12 protein-coding genes and 1 pseudogene are annotated in these 13763 nt (G+C 71.3%); 4 read left to right on the top strand and 9 right to left on the bottom strand.

Annotated features, from left to right (window positions below; all coding sequences use genetic code 11):
* Positions 1-77: 77 nt before the first annotated feature.
* From AV521_RS30285 to AV521_RS30260, 6 genes and pseudogenes are all read right to left on the bottom strand, one after another.
* Positions 78-974 carry a TauD/TfdA family dioxygenase gene (locus tag AV521_RS30285; RefSeq protein WP_076092765.1) on the bottom strand — a complete coding sequence of 299 codons (897 nt, stop codon included), beginning with the start codon at positions 972-974 and terminating at the stop codon, positions 78-80.
* Between the two features lie 11 nt (positions 975-985).
* Positions 986-1297: pseudogene (locus tag AV521_RS51210) on the bottom strand (LLM class flavin-dependent oxidoreductase); the annotation flags it as partial.
* 83 nt (positions 1298-1380) lie between these two features.
* Positions 1381-2115 (bottom strand): ABC transporter ATP-binding protein, encoded by a 735-nt coding sequence (locus tag AV521_RS30275; RefSeq protein WP_076092763.1) that lies wholly within the window; start codon positions 2113-2115, stop codon positions 1381-1383.
* Positions 2091-2933: an ABC transporter permease gene (locus AV521_RS30270; RefSeq protein WP_076092978.1), complete on the bottom strand. Its 843-nt coding sequence runs from the start codon at positions 2931-2933 to the stop codon at positions 2091-2093. The genes AV521_RS30275 and AV521_RS30270 overlap by 25 nt, the downstream gene beginning before the upstream one ends.
* A 5-nt stretch (positions 2934-2938) precedes the next feature.
* Positions 2939-3982: an ABC transporter substrate-binding protein gene (locus tag AV521_RS30265; RefSeq protein WP_076092761.1), complete on the bottom strand. Its 1044-nt coding sequence runs from the start codon at positions 3980-3982 to the stop codon at positions 2939-2941.
* A gap of 204 nt (positions 3983-4186) precedes the next feature.
* Entirely contained in the window at positions 4187-5386 is a 1200-nt protein-coding gene (locus AV521_RS30260; RefSeq protein WP_076092759.1) for an ROK family transcriptional regulator, read from the bottom strand.
* 442 nt (positions 5387-5828) lie between these two features.
* Here AV521_RS30260 and AV521_RS30255 point away from each other — a divergent pair, with 442 nt between their 5' ends.
* On the top strand, positions 5829-6410 hold the full coding sequence (locus AV521_RS30255) for a biotin transporter BioY (RefSeq protein WP_076092757.1): 582 nt from the start codon (positions 5829-5831) through the stop codon (positions 6408-6410).
* Here AV521_RS30255 and AV521_RS30250 read toward each other — a convergent pair.
* Together AV521_RS30250 and AV521_RS30245 are read right to left on the bottom strand one after the other, a co-directional pair.
* Positions 6407-7714 (bottom strand): FAD-binding oxidoreductase, encoded by a 1308-nt coding sequence (locus tag AV521_RS30250; protein ID WP_079249479.1) that lies wholly within the window; start codon positions 7712-7714, stop codon positions 6407-6409. The two genes, AV521_RS30255 and AV521_RS30250, sit on opposite strands and share 4 nt — an antisense overlap.
* Before the next feature lie 76 nt (positions 7715-7790).
* Positions 7791-9218, bottom strand: a complete 1428-nt coding sequence (locus AV521_RS30245; RefSeq protein ID WP_076092755.1) for an amino acid permease — start codon at positions 9216-9218, stop codon at positions 7791-7793.
* 261 nt (positions 9219-9479) lie between these two features.
* Between AV521_RS30245 and AV521_RS30240 the strand changes: the two genes are divergently transcribed.
* Positions 9480-9965 carry a ribose-5-phosphate isomerase gene (locus tag AV521_RS30240; protein ID WP_076092753.1) on the top strand — a complete coding sequence of 162 codons (486 nt, stop codon included), beginning with the start codon at positions 9480-9482 and terminating at the stop codon, positions 9963-9965.
* Positions 9966-10066: 101 nt separating this feature from the next.
* Entirely contained in the window at positions 10067-10876 is an 810-nt protein-coding gene (locus AV521_RS30235) for an Fpg/Nei family DNA glycosylase (RefSeq protein WP_076092751.1), read from the top strand.
* A 97-nt stretch (positions 10877-10973) separates the two neighbouring features.
* On the opposite strand, the gene AV521_RS30230 is transcribed toward AV521_RS30235, so the two are convergent.
* Positions 10974-12215, bottom strand: coding sequence for a GNAT family N-acetyltransferase (locus AV521_RS30230; RefSeq protein WP_076092749.1), 1242 nt, complete (start codon positions 12213-12215; stop codon positions 10974-10976).
* Positions 12216-12390: 175 nt separating this feature from the next.
* Between AV521_RS30230 and AV521_RS30220 the strand changes: the two genes are divergently transcribed.
* Positions 12391-13569 (top strand): PP2C family protein-serine/threonine phosphatase, encoded by a 1179-nt coding sequence (locus AV521_RS30220; RefSeq protein WP_076092747.1) that lies wholly within the window; start codon positions 12391-12393, stop codon positions 13567-13569.
* The last annotated feature ends 194 nt before the right edge of the window (positions 13570-13763 follow it).

Genomic DNA, 13763 nt, shown 5'->3' with positions numbered 1-13763 from the left:
GTCTGGGCGGCCCGTCCGCTCGGACGAACGGGCTGCCCAGTATCCGGACACCTGGCGTACGCAGGGTGAACGGGCCGTTACGCGGTCTGGAGTACCGGTGTGTAGTGCGAGGCGTCGCCCTCGATCGAGTAGCTCTCCTTGCCCTCGATGCCGACCGGCACGTCACCGGCGACGGTCACCCGGTGCAGGCGGCGCGGCTGTCCGTCGTAGTTGTCGATGGCGTAGTGCTGGGTGATGCGGTTGTCGAAGAGGACCAACTGGTTCGGCGACCAGCGCCAGCGCAGGATGTTCTCCGGGCGGGTGACGTATTCCTGGAGCAGATCGAGGACCTTGCGGGACTCGTTCGCCGACAGGCCTGCGATCCGCTGCGCGAACCCGCCGATGAACAGCCCGCGTTCGCCGGTGAGCGGGTGCACCCGGACCACCGGGTGGGCGGTGCGGTACGTGATGGAGGTGAACTCGGCACGCTGGGCGGCCCTCTCCTCGTCGATCTCCTCGTTCGGCACCGCGTAGTCGTAGTCGTTGGTGTGCTCCGCCCACAGCGTGTCGGCCAGTCGGCGCAGCGGCTCGGGCAGGTCGCGGTAGGCGGCCGCCGCGTTGGCGATCAGGGTCTCGCCGCCGTACGGCGGGACGGTGATCGAACGCAGGGTGCTGGCCTGCGGCGGGTTGAGGACGAAGGTGACGTCGGTGTGCCAGTGGTTGGCGCGGCCGCGCTCGCTGTCCACGGGCAGCACGTTCGGGGCGCCCTCCACGGCGCCGACCGTCGGGTGGGCGGTGGTCAGGTCGCCGAAGTGACGGGCGAAGGCCTGCTGACCCGCGTCGTCGAGTTCTCCGGCCTCGAAGACCAGCGCCTTGTGGACGTTGAGCGCCTCGCGGATTCCGGCCACCTCCTCGGGGGCGAGCGGCCGGGTGATGTCGACGCCGGAGACCCGGGCGCCGATGCGCGCGGTGACCTTGGTGATGTCGAGGGACATGAGGGTTCCTTTCAGACGAGGGCGGGGGCGGAGCAGAGGTACTGGTCGGCGGGACGGGGAAGGCCGTAGCGCTCCCGCAGGCTCTGGCGGGGGGCCGTATTGCGGTGCGAAGCGGACCGTGGGCGCGCAGGATCGGTACGACGTGCTCGACGAACGCCTCCAGACCGGAGGGCAGCACGGCCGGCATGATGTTGAAGCCGTCGGCTCCGCCCCGCGTGAACCAGGTCTCGGTCGGCGACCTGCTCGGGCGTCCCGGCGAAGGCGAGCTGCCCGCGTCCACCGCCGATCCGCCCGATCAACTGCCGCACGGTCAGCCGCTCGCGAGGTCGGGGTACGTGGGATCGGCGTTCAGGCCGGAGTTCCGGGCGGCTTCGGCGCCCACGGTGTCGGGGGAGCCTCCTCGGTGTCACTGGTGGTCCTCCGTGACGCCCAGCGCGGCCAGCAGTCGCTCGCGGTACTCGCCCAGCACCGGCTCGCGGTAGGAGCGCGGGTGGGGCCGGTCGATGGTCAGGTCGAGGCCGATACGGCCCTGGTCCAGGACGAGGACCCGGTCGGCGAGCACGATCGCCTCGTCCACGTCGTGGGTGACGAGCAGCACGCAGGGCCGGTGGCGCTCCCACAGCTCGCGCAGCAGGTGGTGCATCCGGATCCGGGTGAGCGCGTCGAGCGCCCCGAACGGCTCGTCGGCCAGCAGGAGTTCCGGCTCGCGGACCAGGGAGCGGGCGAGCGCCGCCCGCTGCGCCTCACCGCCGGACAGCTCGCCCGGCCAGGCCCGTTCACGGCCCCGCAGACCGACCTCTTCGAGGGCGGCCCGGCCGCGTTCCCCGGCATCCCTGCCGTCCAGGCCCAGCAGGACGTTGTCCAGCACCCGGCGCCAGGGCAGCAGCCGGGAGTCCTGGAACACCACCGACACCCGCTCGGGCGCGGTGAGCCGGCCGCTCCCGGCCACCCCGTGATCGAGCCCGGCGACGGCCCTCAGCAGGGTCGACTTGCCCGAGCCGCTGTGCCCGAGCAGGGCCGTGAACTGGCCTGCGGGCAGGTCGAGGTCGATGCCGTCGAGGACCGTACGGTCCCCGAACGACCGGGTCAGGCCGCGGAGCCGCACCGCGGGCCGGGTCAGCTGCTCAGTGTGCGGCGCCACGACAGCACCCTCCGTTCGATCAGCCGGACCACGCTGTCGGAGACCAGGCCGAAGACGCCGTAGACCAGCAGGCCGACCAGGATGACGTCGGACTGGCCGTAGTTCTGCGCCTGGAACATCAGATAGCCGAGGCCGCTGGTGGCGTTGATCTGCTCCAGGACCACCAGGCCCAGCCAGGACCCGGTGACACCGAGCCGCAGACCCACGAAGAATCCGGGCAGCGCACCGGGGATCACGACTGCCCGGACGAAGGCGGACCTCGACAGGCCCTGCACCTCGGCGAGTTCGACGTACCTGCTGTCGATGCCGGACAGCGCGGCGTGGGTGTTCAGATAGATCGGGACGTAGACGACGATCGCGATGACGGCGACCTTGAAGGTCTCGCCGATGCCCAGCCAGAGGATGAACAGCGGGATCAGACCCAGGGTCGGGATCGCCCGGTTGAGCTGCACGGTCCCGTCGATCAGCGCCTCCCCGGTCCGGCTGAGCCCGGAGGCCAGCGCGAGGGCGACCCCGGCGGTCAGGCCGATCGCGAAGCCGTATCCGGCCCGCTTCAGCGAGGTCAGCACATCGGTGGGCAGCGTGCCGTCGCCCCACAGCCGGGCGCCCGTCCTCAGCACCGTCCAGGGTGCGGGGACGGCACCCGGGTCGAGTTGTCCGGCGGCCGAGGCGGCGGCCCACAGGGCGAGGACCAGCAGCGGGCCGGCCAGCCGGGCGGCGGGCAGGCGGCGGCCGGGGGAGAGGCGGCGGCGCGGGCGGACCGCGGGGAGTTCCCCGCCGGCCGTCACCGTCACCGCCGTCGTCGTCGTGGTGGCCACGGCGCTCACCTCCGGTACTGAGCCGGTACGGCTCCGGCGGCGATGGACTCGAAGCGGTGGTCGAAGAGCGAGGAGACGTCGAACTTCTTCACGAAGCCGCCCTCGGCGAGCAGATCGGCGGTCTCCTGCTCCCACCTGACCGCCTCGCCCCAACTGGGCGGGAACAGGGGCTTGTTGGCCAGCCTGGTGATGTCCCGGGCCTGCTGGGGGGTCAGGTTCTGCGTCTTGACGTAGAACTCCTCGTTCCACACGTCCGGGTGCTCGTACGTCCACACCTGGCCCCGGGCCCACTGTGGGATGTAGGCGGCGATCGCTGCGGCCTTCGCCGGGTCGTTCAGCACGGGCTGCGGTGCCCACAGCAGGTTGAGCAGGTCGACGACGTCGGTGGCGACGGTGCGGGCGCCCTTGCCCTCGTACTGCTTGAGGTAGGCGGGTACCTGGCTGTTGGCGAGCGGGGCGATGTCGACCTGCCCCGACTGCAGGGCGGTGAGGAACTGGTTGCTGGTCAGCGGGACCAGCTTCACCTCGTCGTACCTCAGGTCCGCCTTCTTCAGCGCCCGCAGCAGGACGACACCCTGTGCCTGGCCCTGGGAGAAGGCGAGCTTCCTGCCCTTGAAGTCCTCGACCGTGCGGATGTCGCTGCCCGGCCTGGTGGCGAAGACGTAGTTGGGCCTGCGGGTGATGCCGATCGCCACGATTCTCGCGGCGAAGCCCTGGTAGTGCGCCTGGATCGGCGGAATGCCCGCGTTGTCGGCGAGGTCCAGGGACTGGGCGCGAAAGGCGTTGATGACGTCGGGGCCGGCTCCGATGTTCACCCAGCTCGACACCGCGAACGGCAGCGGGGGCAGCTTCGCCAGCCTGAACTGCAGCTGCTGCACACCCTGGTAGGAGGCGATCTTCAGGCTGGTGCCCGCCGGAACCTTGTCGGCGAGCGGCTCGGTGGCGGCGCCCTTGGTGTCGGCCGCGGCACTGCCGTGCGCGCAGCCGGCCAGGCCCGCCACGGCGGCGGACGCGCCCAGCAGGGAGGTGAGAAAGACACGACGGTGCATGCGGGGACTCCCGGGCGGAAAAGGAGAGAAAAGCAGGAGGAATTCCGGGAAGGCGAAGCCGGAGCAGAAGGACTCACGCAGTGCAACACGCGCTTCATGCGCGGCAATGTGTCAGCAACAGAGGGTGCGACAGCTCGTGAGAAGGCTCATGACCAGGATGTTCCCGGCCATGAGCAACCCCTGTCAATATTCCGAGTTTCTGAATTAAATAGCCTCAGGTGACGCACTCAACGGGTCCCGGAACAACGCGTCCAGCAGCACCGATCCGCCCGCCACCGCCAGCACGGAATCCGGGAAACTCGTCGGCAGCACGGCCGCGGACCGGCGTTTTCCGGCCGCTTCCCGCAGCGCGGCCAGGCAGTCCTCCCGGTGGATGGCACCCACCTCGGTGACGACCACCGTCTCCGGATTGAGCACGTCCAGCAGCAGCCCCGCCGCCCGTCCGGCCATCCGTGCCCGCTCCACCAGCAGCCGCACCGCCACCCGGTCCCCGGCCTGCGCCGCGGCGAGCACATGCATCGGGTTCGCCCCGTCGGTCACCCCGGCCGCGCGGGCCCGCCGGCACAGCGTCCGCTCGCTCAGCTCCGCCTGGAGGCAGCCGGTTCGCCCGCAGCCGCACGGCTCGGTGCCGCCCGGCACCGGAACGTGGGCGATCGCGCCGGCCTGCGAACGGGGGCCGTGGTGCACCTCGTCGTTGGTGGCGAACGCCGCGTCGACCACGTTGCCGACGAACAGATGCAGCACGCTGCGGCTGCCGCGGGCCCGCCCGAACAGCCGCTCCCCGTTGACCAGCGCCCGCGCGTGCCCGTCCACCAGGACCGGCAGCCCGGTGCGGGCGCCGAGCAACTCCCGCACCGGCACCTCCCGCCAGCCCAGCAGCTCGTGCTCGACGACGGTGCCCGCCTCCCGGTCCACCCAGCCGCCGACCGCGACCCCGACCCCGAGCGGCCGGCGGCCCGGATCCAGCGCGAGCAGCGCCGCGAGGCCCTCGGCGGCCCGGGCGAGCACCCGGCCCGGATCGGTCCGCTCGTGCCGCAGCCGCCGCTCGGCCACCACCCGGCCGCGCAGATCGAGCAGCGCGACCGTGGTGTACGGCACGGCCACATGCACCCCGCCGACCACGAAACGCTCGCTGTCCAGGTCGACCGGCACATGTGGCCGGCCCACCCCGCCCGAACGGCGGGGCGCCGCCTCCTCACGGATCAGCCCGAGCCCGGCGAGCCGGGCACAGTGCTCGGTCACCGACGCGGGCGACAGCCCGGTCAGCCGGGCGATGGTGCTGCGCGCCACCGGCCCGTGCTCCAGCACGGAACGCAGCACGGCGCTGGCGCTGGTGCGCCGCCGGTCGCTGTCGGCGGCACGGGGAACGGGGGAGACGAGGGTGGATGCCGCGGTACGGGGCATGGAGGACCGTCCTCGGAAACGGGGCCGACACGTCGCGGAAGACAGGGACGCGCCGGAGTGCGCCCCTACCCGGGACGGTGACAGGTGGCCGCGCCCTGGCGTCGCAGGTCGACATAGCGACGCGACGTGAAGTACCGGGCCTGGGCAACCATGCGTTCGAAGCTAGCAAAACGGCCCCGCGCTGCCCAGACGGCGACCGACGGGCGAGACGGCCACCAGGCCCTTGGTGGAACCCTACAGACGCGGTGTCAGGCCCGCGCGTACCAAGAACCACTCCACCTCAGTGACCGGTATCACGTCGTACCCGGTGTAACCCACACCCTTTGTACGGAGCCCACCAAGGCGCGGCTCAAGCCTTTGTCGACCGGTGACGGTGATCGACGCCATCGGAGCGGTATAGCGTCACCGTGTTCCCACCTGCCCACTCACCCGCGGAGACCCCATGAGCACCGCCACCGCCACCGCTCGCCCCGGCGCAGTCCTCGCCGACCTGCTCCCCACGTCCCGCGTCCGCGACGCGGCCCTCGTCGCCGGCGGCGCCGTGCTCACCGGTCTCGCGGCACAGCTGGCCGTCCCGGTGCCCGGCTCCCCGGTGCCGGTGACCGGCCAGACCTTCGCCGCGCTGCTCGTCGGCACCGCGCTCGGCGCCCGCCGCGGTTTCCTCTCCCTCGCCCTGTACGCGCTCGCCGGTGTGGCCGGTGTGCCGTGGTTCGCGGACGGCACCTCCGGCGCGGGCTCGGTCTCCTTCGGCTACATCGTCGGCATGCTGCTCGCCTCGGCCGCCGTCGGTGCCCTGGCCCGGCGCGGCGCCGACCGTTCCCCGGTGCGCATGGCGGGCACGATGGTCCTCGGCGAGGCCGTCATCTACGCCGTCGGCGTGCCCTACCTGGCCCTGGCCGCCCATATGTCCCTCTCCCAGGCGGTCGCGGCCGGCCTCACCCCGTTCCTGATCGGTGACCTCCTCAAGGCCGCCCTGGCGATGGGCGCGCTGCCCACCGCCTGGAAGTTCGCGAACAAGCGCTAGACGCCATAGTTCCTGCGGAAGAGGTTCCCCGGGTCGTATGTCTCCTTGACCCGGGTGAGCCTCTTTCGCGTATCGGGGTCGTACAGGCCCGCGCCCCGGTCGCCCGCCCCGAAGGCGAAGTTGAGCGACCGGCCCAGGAAATCGTCGGCCAGCAGCGCGAACGCCGGATCGAGGACGGCTCGCGCCCCCTCCCGGTCCCCGACCGTCAGCAGCCGTACCAGGAACCGCCCTTCGCGGTACGGCACCGCGTTCGGCGCGGGCCGGGCGAGCGCCCCGCCCAGGTGGTTGATCTGGACCACACACATCTGCTCCGCCTCCGGCCCGGTCGCCCGCAGCAACTCCCCGGCCCCCTCGACGTCCAGGTCCCGCAGCACCGCGCTGTCGCCGTAGTAGGCGTGCGGGAAGTCCGGGTCGCTGTGGATGGTGTGGCTCTCGGCGTACGGCATCTCGCGCAGCGAGTCCGACAGCAGCGGGCCCAGCCGCCGGAGAGGGGCGACGAGCGCGTCCCCGTCGTCGCCCGTGCAGGCGACCCGGATCGAGACCACGTACCGGCCGCGCAGCTGCGGCGGCAGCGCCAGCAGGTCCGGATACGGCACGGCGGCGAAGGACGAGGTCAGCCCGTCCGGCACGGTCCGCGTCCAGGCCTCGTACGCGCGCAGCAGGGCCGCCGGGTCCACCGTCCGCCCGTCGAAGGCGAGCGAGCCGCCGTACAGCGTGCGCACCGGTACGAGCCCGATCTCCAGCTCGGTGACCACACCGAGGTTCTGCCCGGCGCCGAGCAGCGCCCAGTACAGCTCGGGGTCGGAGTCGGGGGTGACCCGGCGCAGTTCTCCGTCGGCGGTCACGACCTCCAGCCGGCGCACATGGTCGGCCGCGTACCCGAACTCCCGCGCCAGGATGCCGAGTCCGCCGCCCAGGGTGTACGACACCGCGCCCACGCTCGGCGCGGACCCGTTGAGCGGCGCCAGCCCGTACGGCTCGGCCGCCGCGACCACCTGCCCCCAGCGCACCCCGGCCTGCACCCGGACGGTACGGGCCTCGGCGTCGACGGTGATCCCGTCCAGCCGCCGGGTGGTGACGAGCAGCCCGCCCTCGTACCCGCCGGGCAGCCCGTGCCCGGTCGCGTGCACACCCACGGGCAGGCCCTCGGCGGCCGCGTACCGTACGGCGGCCACGACGTCTGCGGTCGAGCGGGCGGGCACGATCACGGCGGGCCGCTGGGTGAAACCGAGCTGGAAACCGGTGAGTTCGTCGTCGTAGCCCCGGTCACCGGGGCGAAGGAAGGCACAGGCGGCGTTGGTCATGGGACGCAGCATGGCCGCATAACCTGACGGATGCCGTCAGGTTATGCGGCCTTGTCCGCCGCTGTGTCCAGTGCCGTCAGCCGGTGGTGACCTTCTCGGCCGCGTCGGCGACGGGCGCGCTCTGCGCACGGGCGGGCCCGAACTTCTGCTTCACCAGGGCGATCACGACCACGACCGCCGCCACGCCCACCGACAGCAGCACGGTCGTACGACCGCTGCTCTCGCCCTTCGTGTCGGTCAGCATGTAACCGAGAACGAAGACGATGAAGGCCGCCGTGATCCAGGTCAGGTACGGGTACAGCCACATCTTCACGACGAGCTTCTCCGGCGACTCGCGCTGGATGATCTTCCGCATCCGCAGCTGCGAGAAGCAGATGACCAGCCACACGAACAGGGCCACCGCGCCGGAGGAGTTGACCAGGAAGAGGAAGACGGTCTTCGGGTAGGCGTAGTTGAAGAAGACGGCCACGAAGCCGAAGACGACCGACGCCAGGATCGCCGCCATCGGCACACCGCGGGCGGTGGTGCGGGCGAACGCCTTCGGGGCGTCACCGCGCTGGCCGAGCGAGAACGCCATCCGGGAGGCCGTGTACAGGCCGGAGTTGAGACAGGACAGCACCGAGGTCAGCACGATCACGTTCATGATCTGGCCGGCGTGTGCGATGCCGAGGGAGTCCAGCGCGGCGACGTAGGAGCCCTCCTTCTTGATGGAGGGGTCGTTCCACGGCAGCAGCGAGACCACGACCAGGATCGAGCCCAGGTAGAAGACGCCGATCCGCCAGATGATGCTGTTGGTGGACTTGGTGACCGCGCGCCGCGGGTCCTCCGACTCACCGGCCGCCAGGGTCGCGATCTCGCTGCCCATGAAGGAGAAGACGACGAGAAGTACGCCGGTGAGAATGGTGCCGGGTCCGTGCGGCAGGAAGCCGCCGTGGTTCGTCAGATTCCCGAAGCTCGCCTTGTCGGCGTGCACGCCCGGCAGTACGCCGAACACGGCCAGCAGACCGATGACGATGAACGCGCCGATCGCCACGACCTTGATACCGGCGAACCAGAACTCGAACTCGCCGTAGGAGCCCACGGAGACCAGGTTGGTCGCGGTCAGCACGCTCATCACGATGAGCGCCCAGCCCCACTGCGGTACGGCCGGGACCCAGCCGTGGAGGATCCCGGCGCCGGCGGTGGCCTCGACGGCCAGCACGACGACCCAGAAGAACCAGTACAGCCAGCCGATGGAGAAGCCGGCCCAGGGGCCGATCGCGCGCTCGGCGTGCGCGGAGAAGGAGCCGGAGGCGGGGTTGGCGGCGGACATCTCGCCGAGCATCCGCATCACGAGGACGACGAGGGTGCCGACGAGTGCGTACGACAGGAGGATGCCCGGTCCCGCGGTGGCGATACCGGAACTGGAACCGACGAAGAGGCCGGCTCCGATGACACCACCGATCGCGATCATCGACAGATGGCGGTTCTTGAGTCCTGCTTGGAGGCCCGAACCAGGGGTCATGGACGGATTTCCTTTGCGCCAGGAGGAGGGCAGCTCGTATGAGCGGTGTACGAGTCGGTCCAGTGAATCCGAGGCGAACGGATTCGGGAACCTCTGAATCCGTATCGTTACTTGAGGTTCCCTTGAGGTTCTATGGTCTGACTCACATTTCCCGAGGTCTGGCTGGGTTTCTTTCGGAGCCGGTGCGGGTGCCCCCAGGGGCCCGGCGGGGCCCTGCCACCCGAGGCTGCTCCCCTGAAACAGCCGTGTCACACTCATTGCATGCGCGTGTACCTCGGCTCCGACCATGCGGGCTACGAACTCAAGAACCACCTCGTCGAATGGCTCAAGGCGGCGGGGCACGAGCCCGTCGACTGCGGGCCGCACATCTACGACGCCCAGGACGACTACCCGCCCTTCTGTCTGCGCGCCGCGGAGCGGACGGCCGCGGACCCCGACGCCCTCGGCATCGTGATCGGTGGCTCCGGCAACGGTGAGCAGATCGCCGCGAACAAGGTGAAGGGCGTGCGGGCGGCGCTGGCCTGGAGCGAGGAGACCGCGTCGCTCGGGCGGCAGCACAACAACGCGAACGTCGTGGCCGTGGGTGCGCGGATGCACAGCGCGGAGGAGGCGACGAAGTTCGTCGAGACCTTCCTGAACACGCCGTTCTCCGGTGACGAGCGCCACATCCGCCGCATCGACATGCTGTCGGCCTACGAAACGACGGGCGACCTGCCTCCGATCCCGGGCCACCATCCCCAGCAGTAGGCTCCGCCGGCCAGGCCACCGTCTGCCCGCCCGCCCGTCCGACCCGGTCGGCTGGAGGCGGGTGGGCGGACGGGAAAGACGTTGGAGAAGGAGACCTTGTCTTGCCGGAAGGGCACACCATTCACCGGCTGGCCCAGGACTATGCCGCGCGGTTCCGGGGCGCAGCCCCTCGTGTCACCAGCCCCCAGGGCAAGTTCTCCGACGCCGCCGCCCTTCTGGACCGGGCGGAACTGACGGCCACCGAAGCCCACGGCAAGCACCTCTTCCTCCGGTTCCGGGACACCGACTGGGTCCACATCCACCTCGGCCTCTTCGGCAAGGTCGGCTTCGGCGACGCCCCCGCGCCCCCGCCTACCGACACCGTGCGCCTGCGGCTCGCGACCGACACCGCCTACGTCGACCTCCGCGGCCCCACCACCTGCGCGCTGATCACAGAGGGGGAGAAGCGCGCCGTACACGACCGCCTCGGCCCCGACCCGCTCCGCGAGGACGCCGACCCGAGCGCGGCGTTCCGGAGGATCTCCCGCAGCCGCACGACGATCGCCGCGCTGCTGATGGACCAGAAGATCGTCGCGGGCGTGGGCAACGTCTATCGCGCCGAGGTCCTCTTCCGGCACGGCATCGACCCCTACCGCGCGGGCAAGGACGTCACCCCGGCCGAGTGGGACACCATCTGGTCCGACCTCGTCGCGCTGATGCACGAGGGCGTGCGGAACAACCGCATCGACACCGTGCGCCCCGAACACACCCCGGAGGCGATGGCGCGGCCGCCACGCGTGGACGACCACGGCGGCGAGGTGTACGTCTACCGACGCGCCACCTTGCCCTGCCACATCTGCGGCGACGAGATCCGCACCGCCGGCCTCGCCGCCCGCAACCTCTTCTGGTGCCCCACCTGCCAGCAGCGCTGACCGGCAGGGCGGCGGGCCAGTGCCCCAACAGGCGACGTTCGCCCCGTCGCGACGTCCGGCGCCGCTCCTCGACGGGAAGGCGTTGCCTGCCCGGGCACTAGAAGCCGTGCGACAGCCACGGCGCGACCGGTGAGCCGAACGCCACCGACGCCTCCGCCAGCGCCCCGGGCCGCAGTTCCCGTACCCGCCCGGCCGCCGCCAGCGACAGCAGGGTCGTACCACCCAGGTACGCCGCCCCCAACTCCCGTACGGAGAGCGACACTTCGGCCGGGTGGGAGGTCCGCTCGCAGGTCGCGCCCCGCGCATCACCGGTCAGCCGCCAACGCCCCTCGTTCCAGGGGCAGAAGGCGTCCGCCACCTCCAACACGACGTCCACCGGCGCCAGACAGGCGCGCGCCGACAGGGCCGCACCCACGTCCACGAGGCGCACATACCCGGCGTCCCGCGAGCGCGGCCGGCAGCGGCGGATGTCGGAGACCAGGTGCTGCCAGGCCTCGTCGACCGGTCGCCCGTGCACCGTCAGCGCCGACATCAGGTCGATGCCGAACAGGAAACGCCACAGCGCCCCCTCGGTCGCGGGATCCAGCGCGGCCAGGTCCTCCAGCGTCACCGTGCCGTCGTGCCCGCTCGGGCCCCAGCCCATCTTGGTACGGAACCGGGCGTACCCGGTGACCTCCCCGTCCCGTTCCGCGACCACGCACTGCAGCGCCGACGCCCCCTCCCGGTCGCTCTCCGGGTCGAGCAGCCCCTGCCGCTCCCAGCCGGGCTGCCGGGCCAGCATGCCGGGTCGGCCGGGCACCAGGGCCGCGTACACCGCCTCGCACTCCTTCAGGGAGTCGGCGGGCGACGCGTAGCGCACGCACACCGAGTCGGTGCCCTCGGGCAGCGCCAGGGTGACCCGGGCGGTGTCGATCTCGGCGTTGAGCTGGAAGGTCGCCGCACCGAACCCGAAGCGGCCGTAGATCGCGGGCTCGGACGCGTGCAGCGCGGCCAGCGGCTCACCCTTGGCGTGCGCGTCGTCCAGCAGCCGCCGCATCATCGACGTCAGCGCCCCGCGCCGCCGGTGCGTCGCGGCCACGCTGACCATGGTCACGCCCGCGGTGGGCACCAGGGCTCCGCCGGGCACGGTCATCCGGAAGCTGAACGCGCCCGCCGTCCCGACGATCTCGTCCCCGTCCCGCACGGCCAGCGTACGGTCGAACTCGGTGAGAGACCTGTCCAGTTCGCGCTCCTCGGACGAGGCGGGCCCGCCCCCGAACGCACGCACCACACCGTCCCACCATCGGTCGAAGTCCTCCGGCGCCAGCACGGTCGGTTCAGTCGTGTGTTCAGTCCCCATGCGCCATGGCTATCAGGGCATTGCGGGACGAGCCAGTGAATTTCTCCCGGTGGGCGGCGTGCTGGCCTCCGGTGCCGTTCACTGTGAGGACGAACCGCTCAGCGGAGCCTCGCACGGGGGACAAGTGGGACCTCCCGTGCCAAGCAGCCGGTCCGATGGATAGGGTCCCGAACTAATGGCAGCAGGACGAGAGCGGCGCGCGAAGGCCGAGACGTTCACGGCCCGGTGGAAGATGTTGTGGCACCGGGCCCGCACCGGGCTGCGCAGAAGCGCCGTGGACTACTTCCGCGGCGACGGCTCCGACTGGATCGCCTTCGTCGGACTGCTGCTCACCATCCCGGTCCTCATGGCCATGACCCTGGTCGACTCGGTGTGGTGCTCCCCGGCCACCCTGGTGCTGCCGATCATCGCGGGCGGCCTGCTGCTGCGCCCCGCGAGCCTGCTCGGCCTCTACGCGGCAGGGGCCACGGCACTGATCGTGGAGTCGGTACGGCTCGGCCCGTACACCGAAGGGCCCTCGCGCGTGACCCCCGGCGTGGTCCTCGTCGTTGCTGCCTGTGGCTTCTTCGGCCTGCTCACGGCCCAGTTCCGCAGCCGGGTCGGCGTGCCCTGGCGGCGCGGCGGCACCATGCTGTTCGACCTGCGCGAGCGGATCCGGGTACAGAGCAAGCTGCCGAAGCTGCCGCAGGGCTGGCACCACGAGATGGCACTGCGGCCGGCCGGCGGTCAGTCCTTCTCGGGCGACTTCGTCGTCGCGGCCCGTACGAGCAGCGGCCGCACGCTGGAGGTCGTCCTGACGGACGTCTCGGGCAAGGGAATGGACGCAGGCTCGCGCGCACTGCTCCTGTCGGGCGCCTTCGGCGGCCTGCTCGGCTCCCTGCCCCCGCACGCCTTCCTCCCCGCCGCGAACGGCTACCTGCTGCGCCAGGACTGGGACGAGGGCTTCGCCACCTCCATCCATCTCGTCCTGGACCTCGACTCCGGCGACTACGAGCTGTACTCCGCCGGCCATCCGCCCGGCCTGCAGCTCAGCGCGGGCAGCGGACGCTGGGAGGAGAAGGCCGCCGAGGGGCCACTGCTCGGTGTGTACGACGGCGCCCAGTTCGACCCCGTGAAGGGCTCCCTGCGGCCCGGCGACGTCCTGATGCTCTTCACGGACGGCCTGGTGGAGACCTCCGACCGTGACATCGTCGAGGGCATCGACCGGCTCACGGGCGAGGCCGACCGCTATGTCGCCGGAGGCTTCCACGGCGCCGCCTGGCACCTCATCGAGGCGGTCGCCAGGGACGTCAACGACGACCGGGCCCTCCTCCTGATCTGCCGCCAGGCGTCGGCGGCTCAGCCGGCGCGCTGACCTCACCGCCGGGCAAGGCGGTTCTTCGCCAAGTTTTGGTCACGGAAGTTTGCTGACTTTGTGACGGTGCGGACCCTGGCTTGGCCTGCAGATCCGGGAGTTGATACAGATGATTCCGTATGCGACATGAGCGGCGTTGGCCGCGTGAGCCCGTACCGGGGGAGGCGACATGAAGTTCGACATGGGTGCGCAGA

This window comes from Streptomyces sp. IMTB 2501, from assembly GCF_001953885.1.
Taxonomy (GTDB): domain Bacteria; phylum Actinomycetota; class Actinomycetes; order Streptomycetales; family Streptomycetaceae; genus Streptomyces.
The sequence above is the reverse complement of the archived record's forward strand: the minus strand, read 5'-3'. Positions and strand labels throughout refer to the sequence as shown.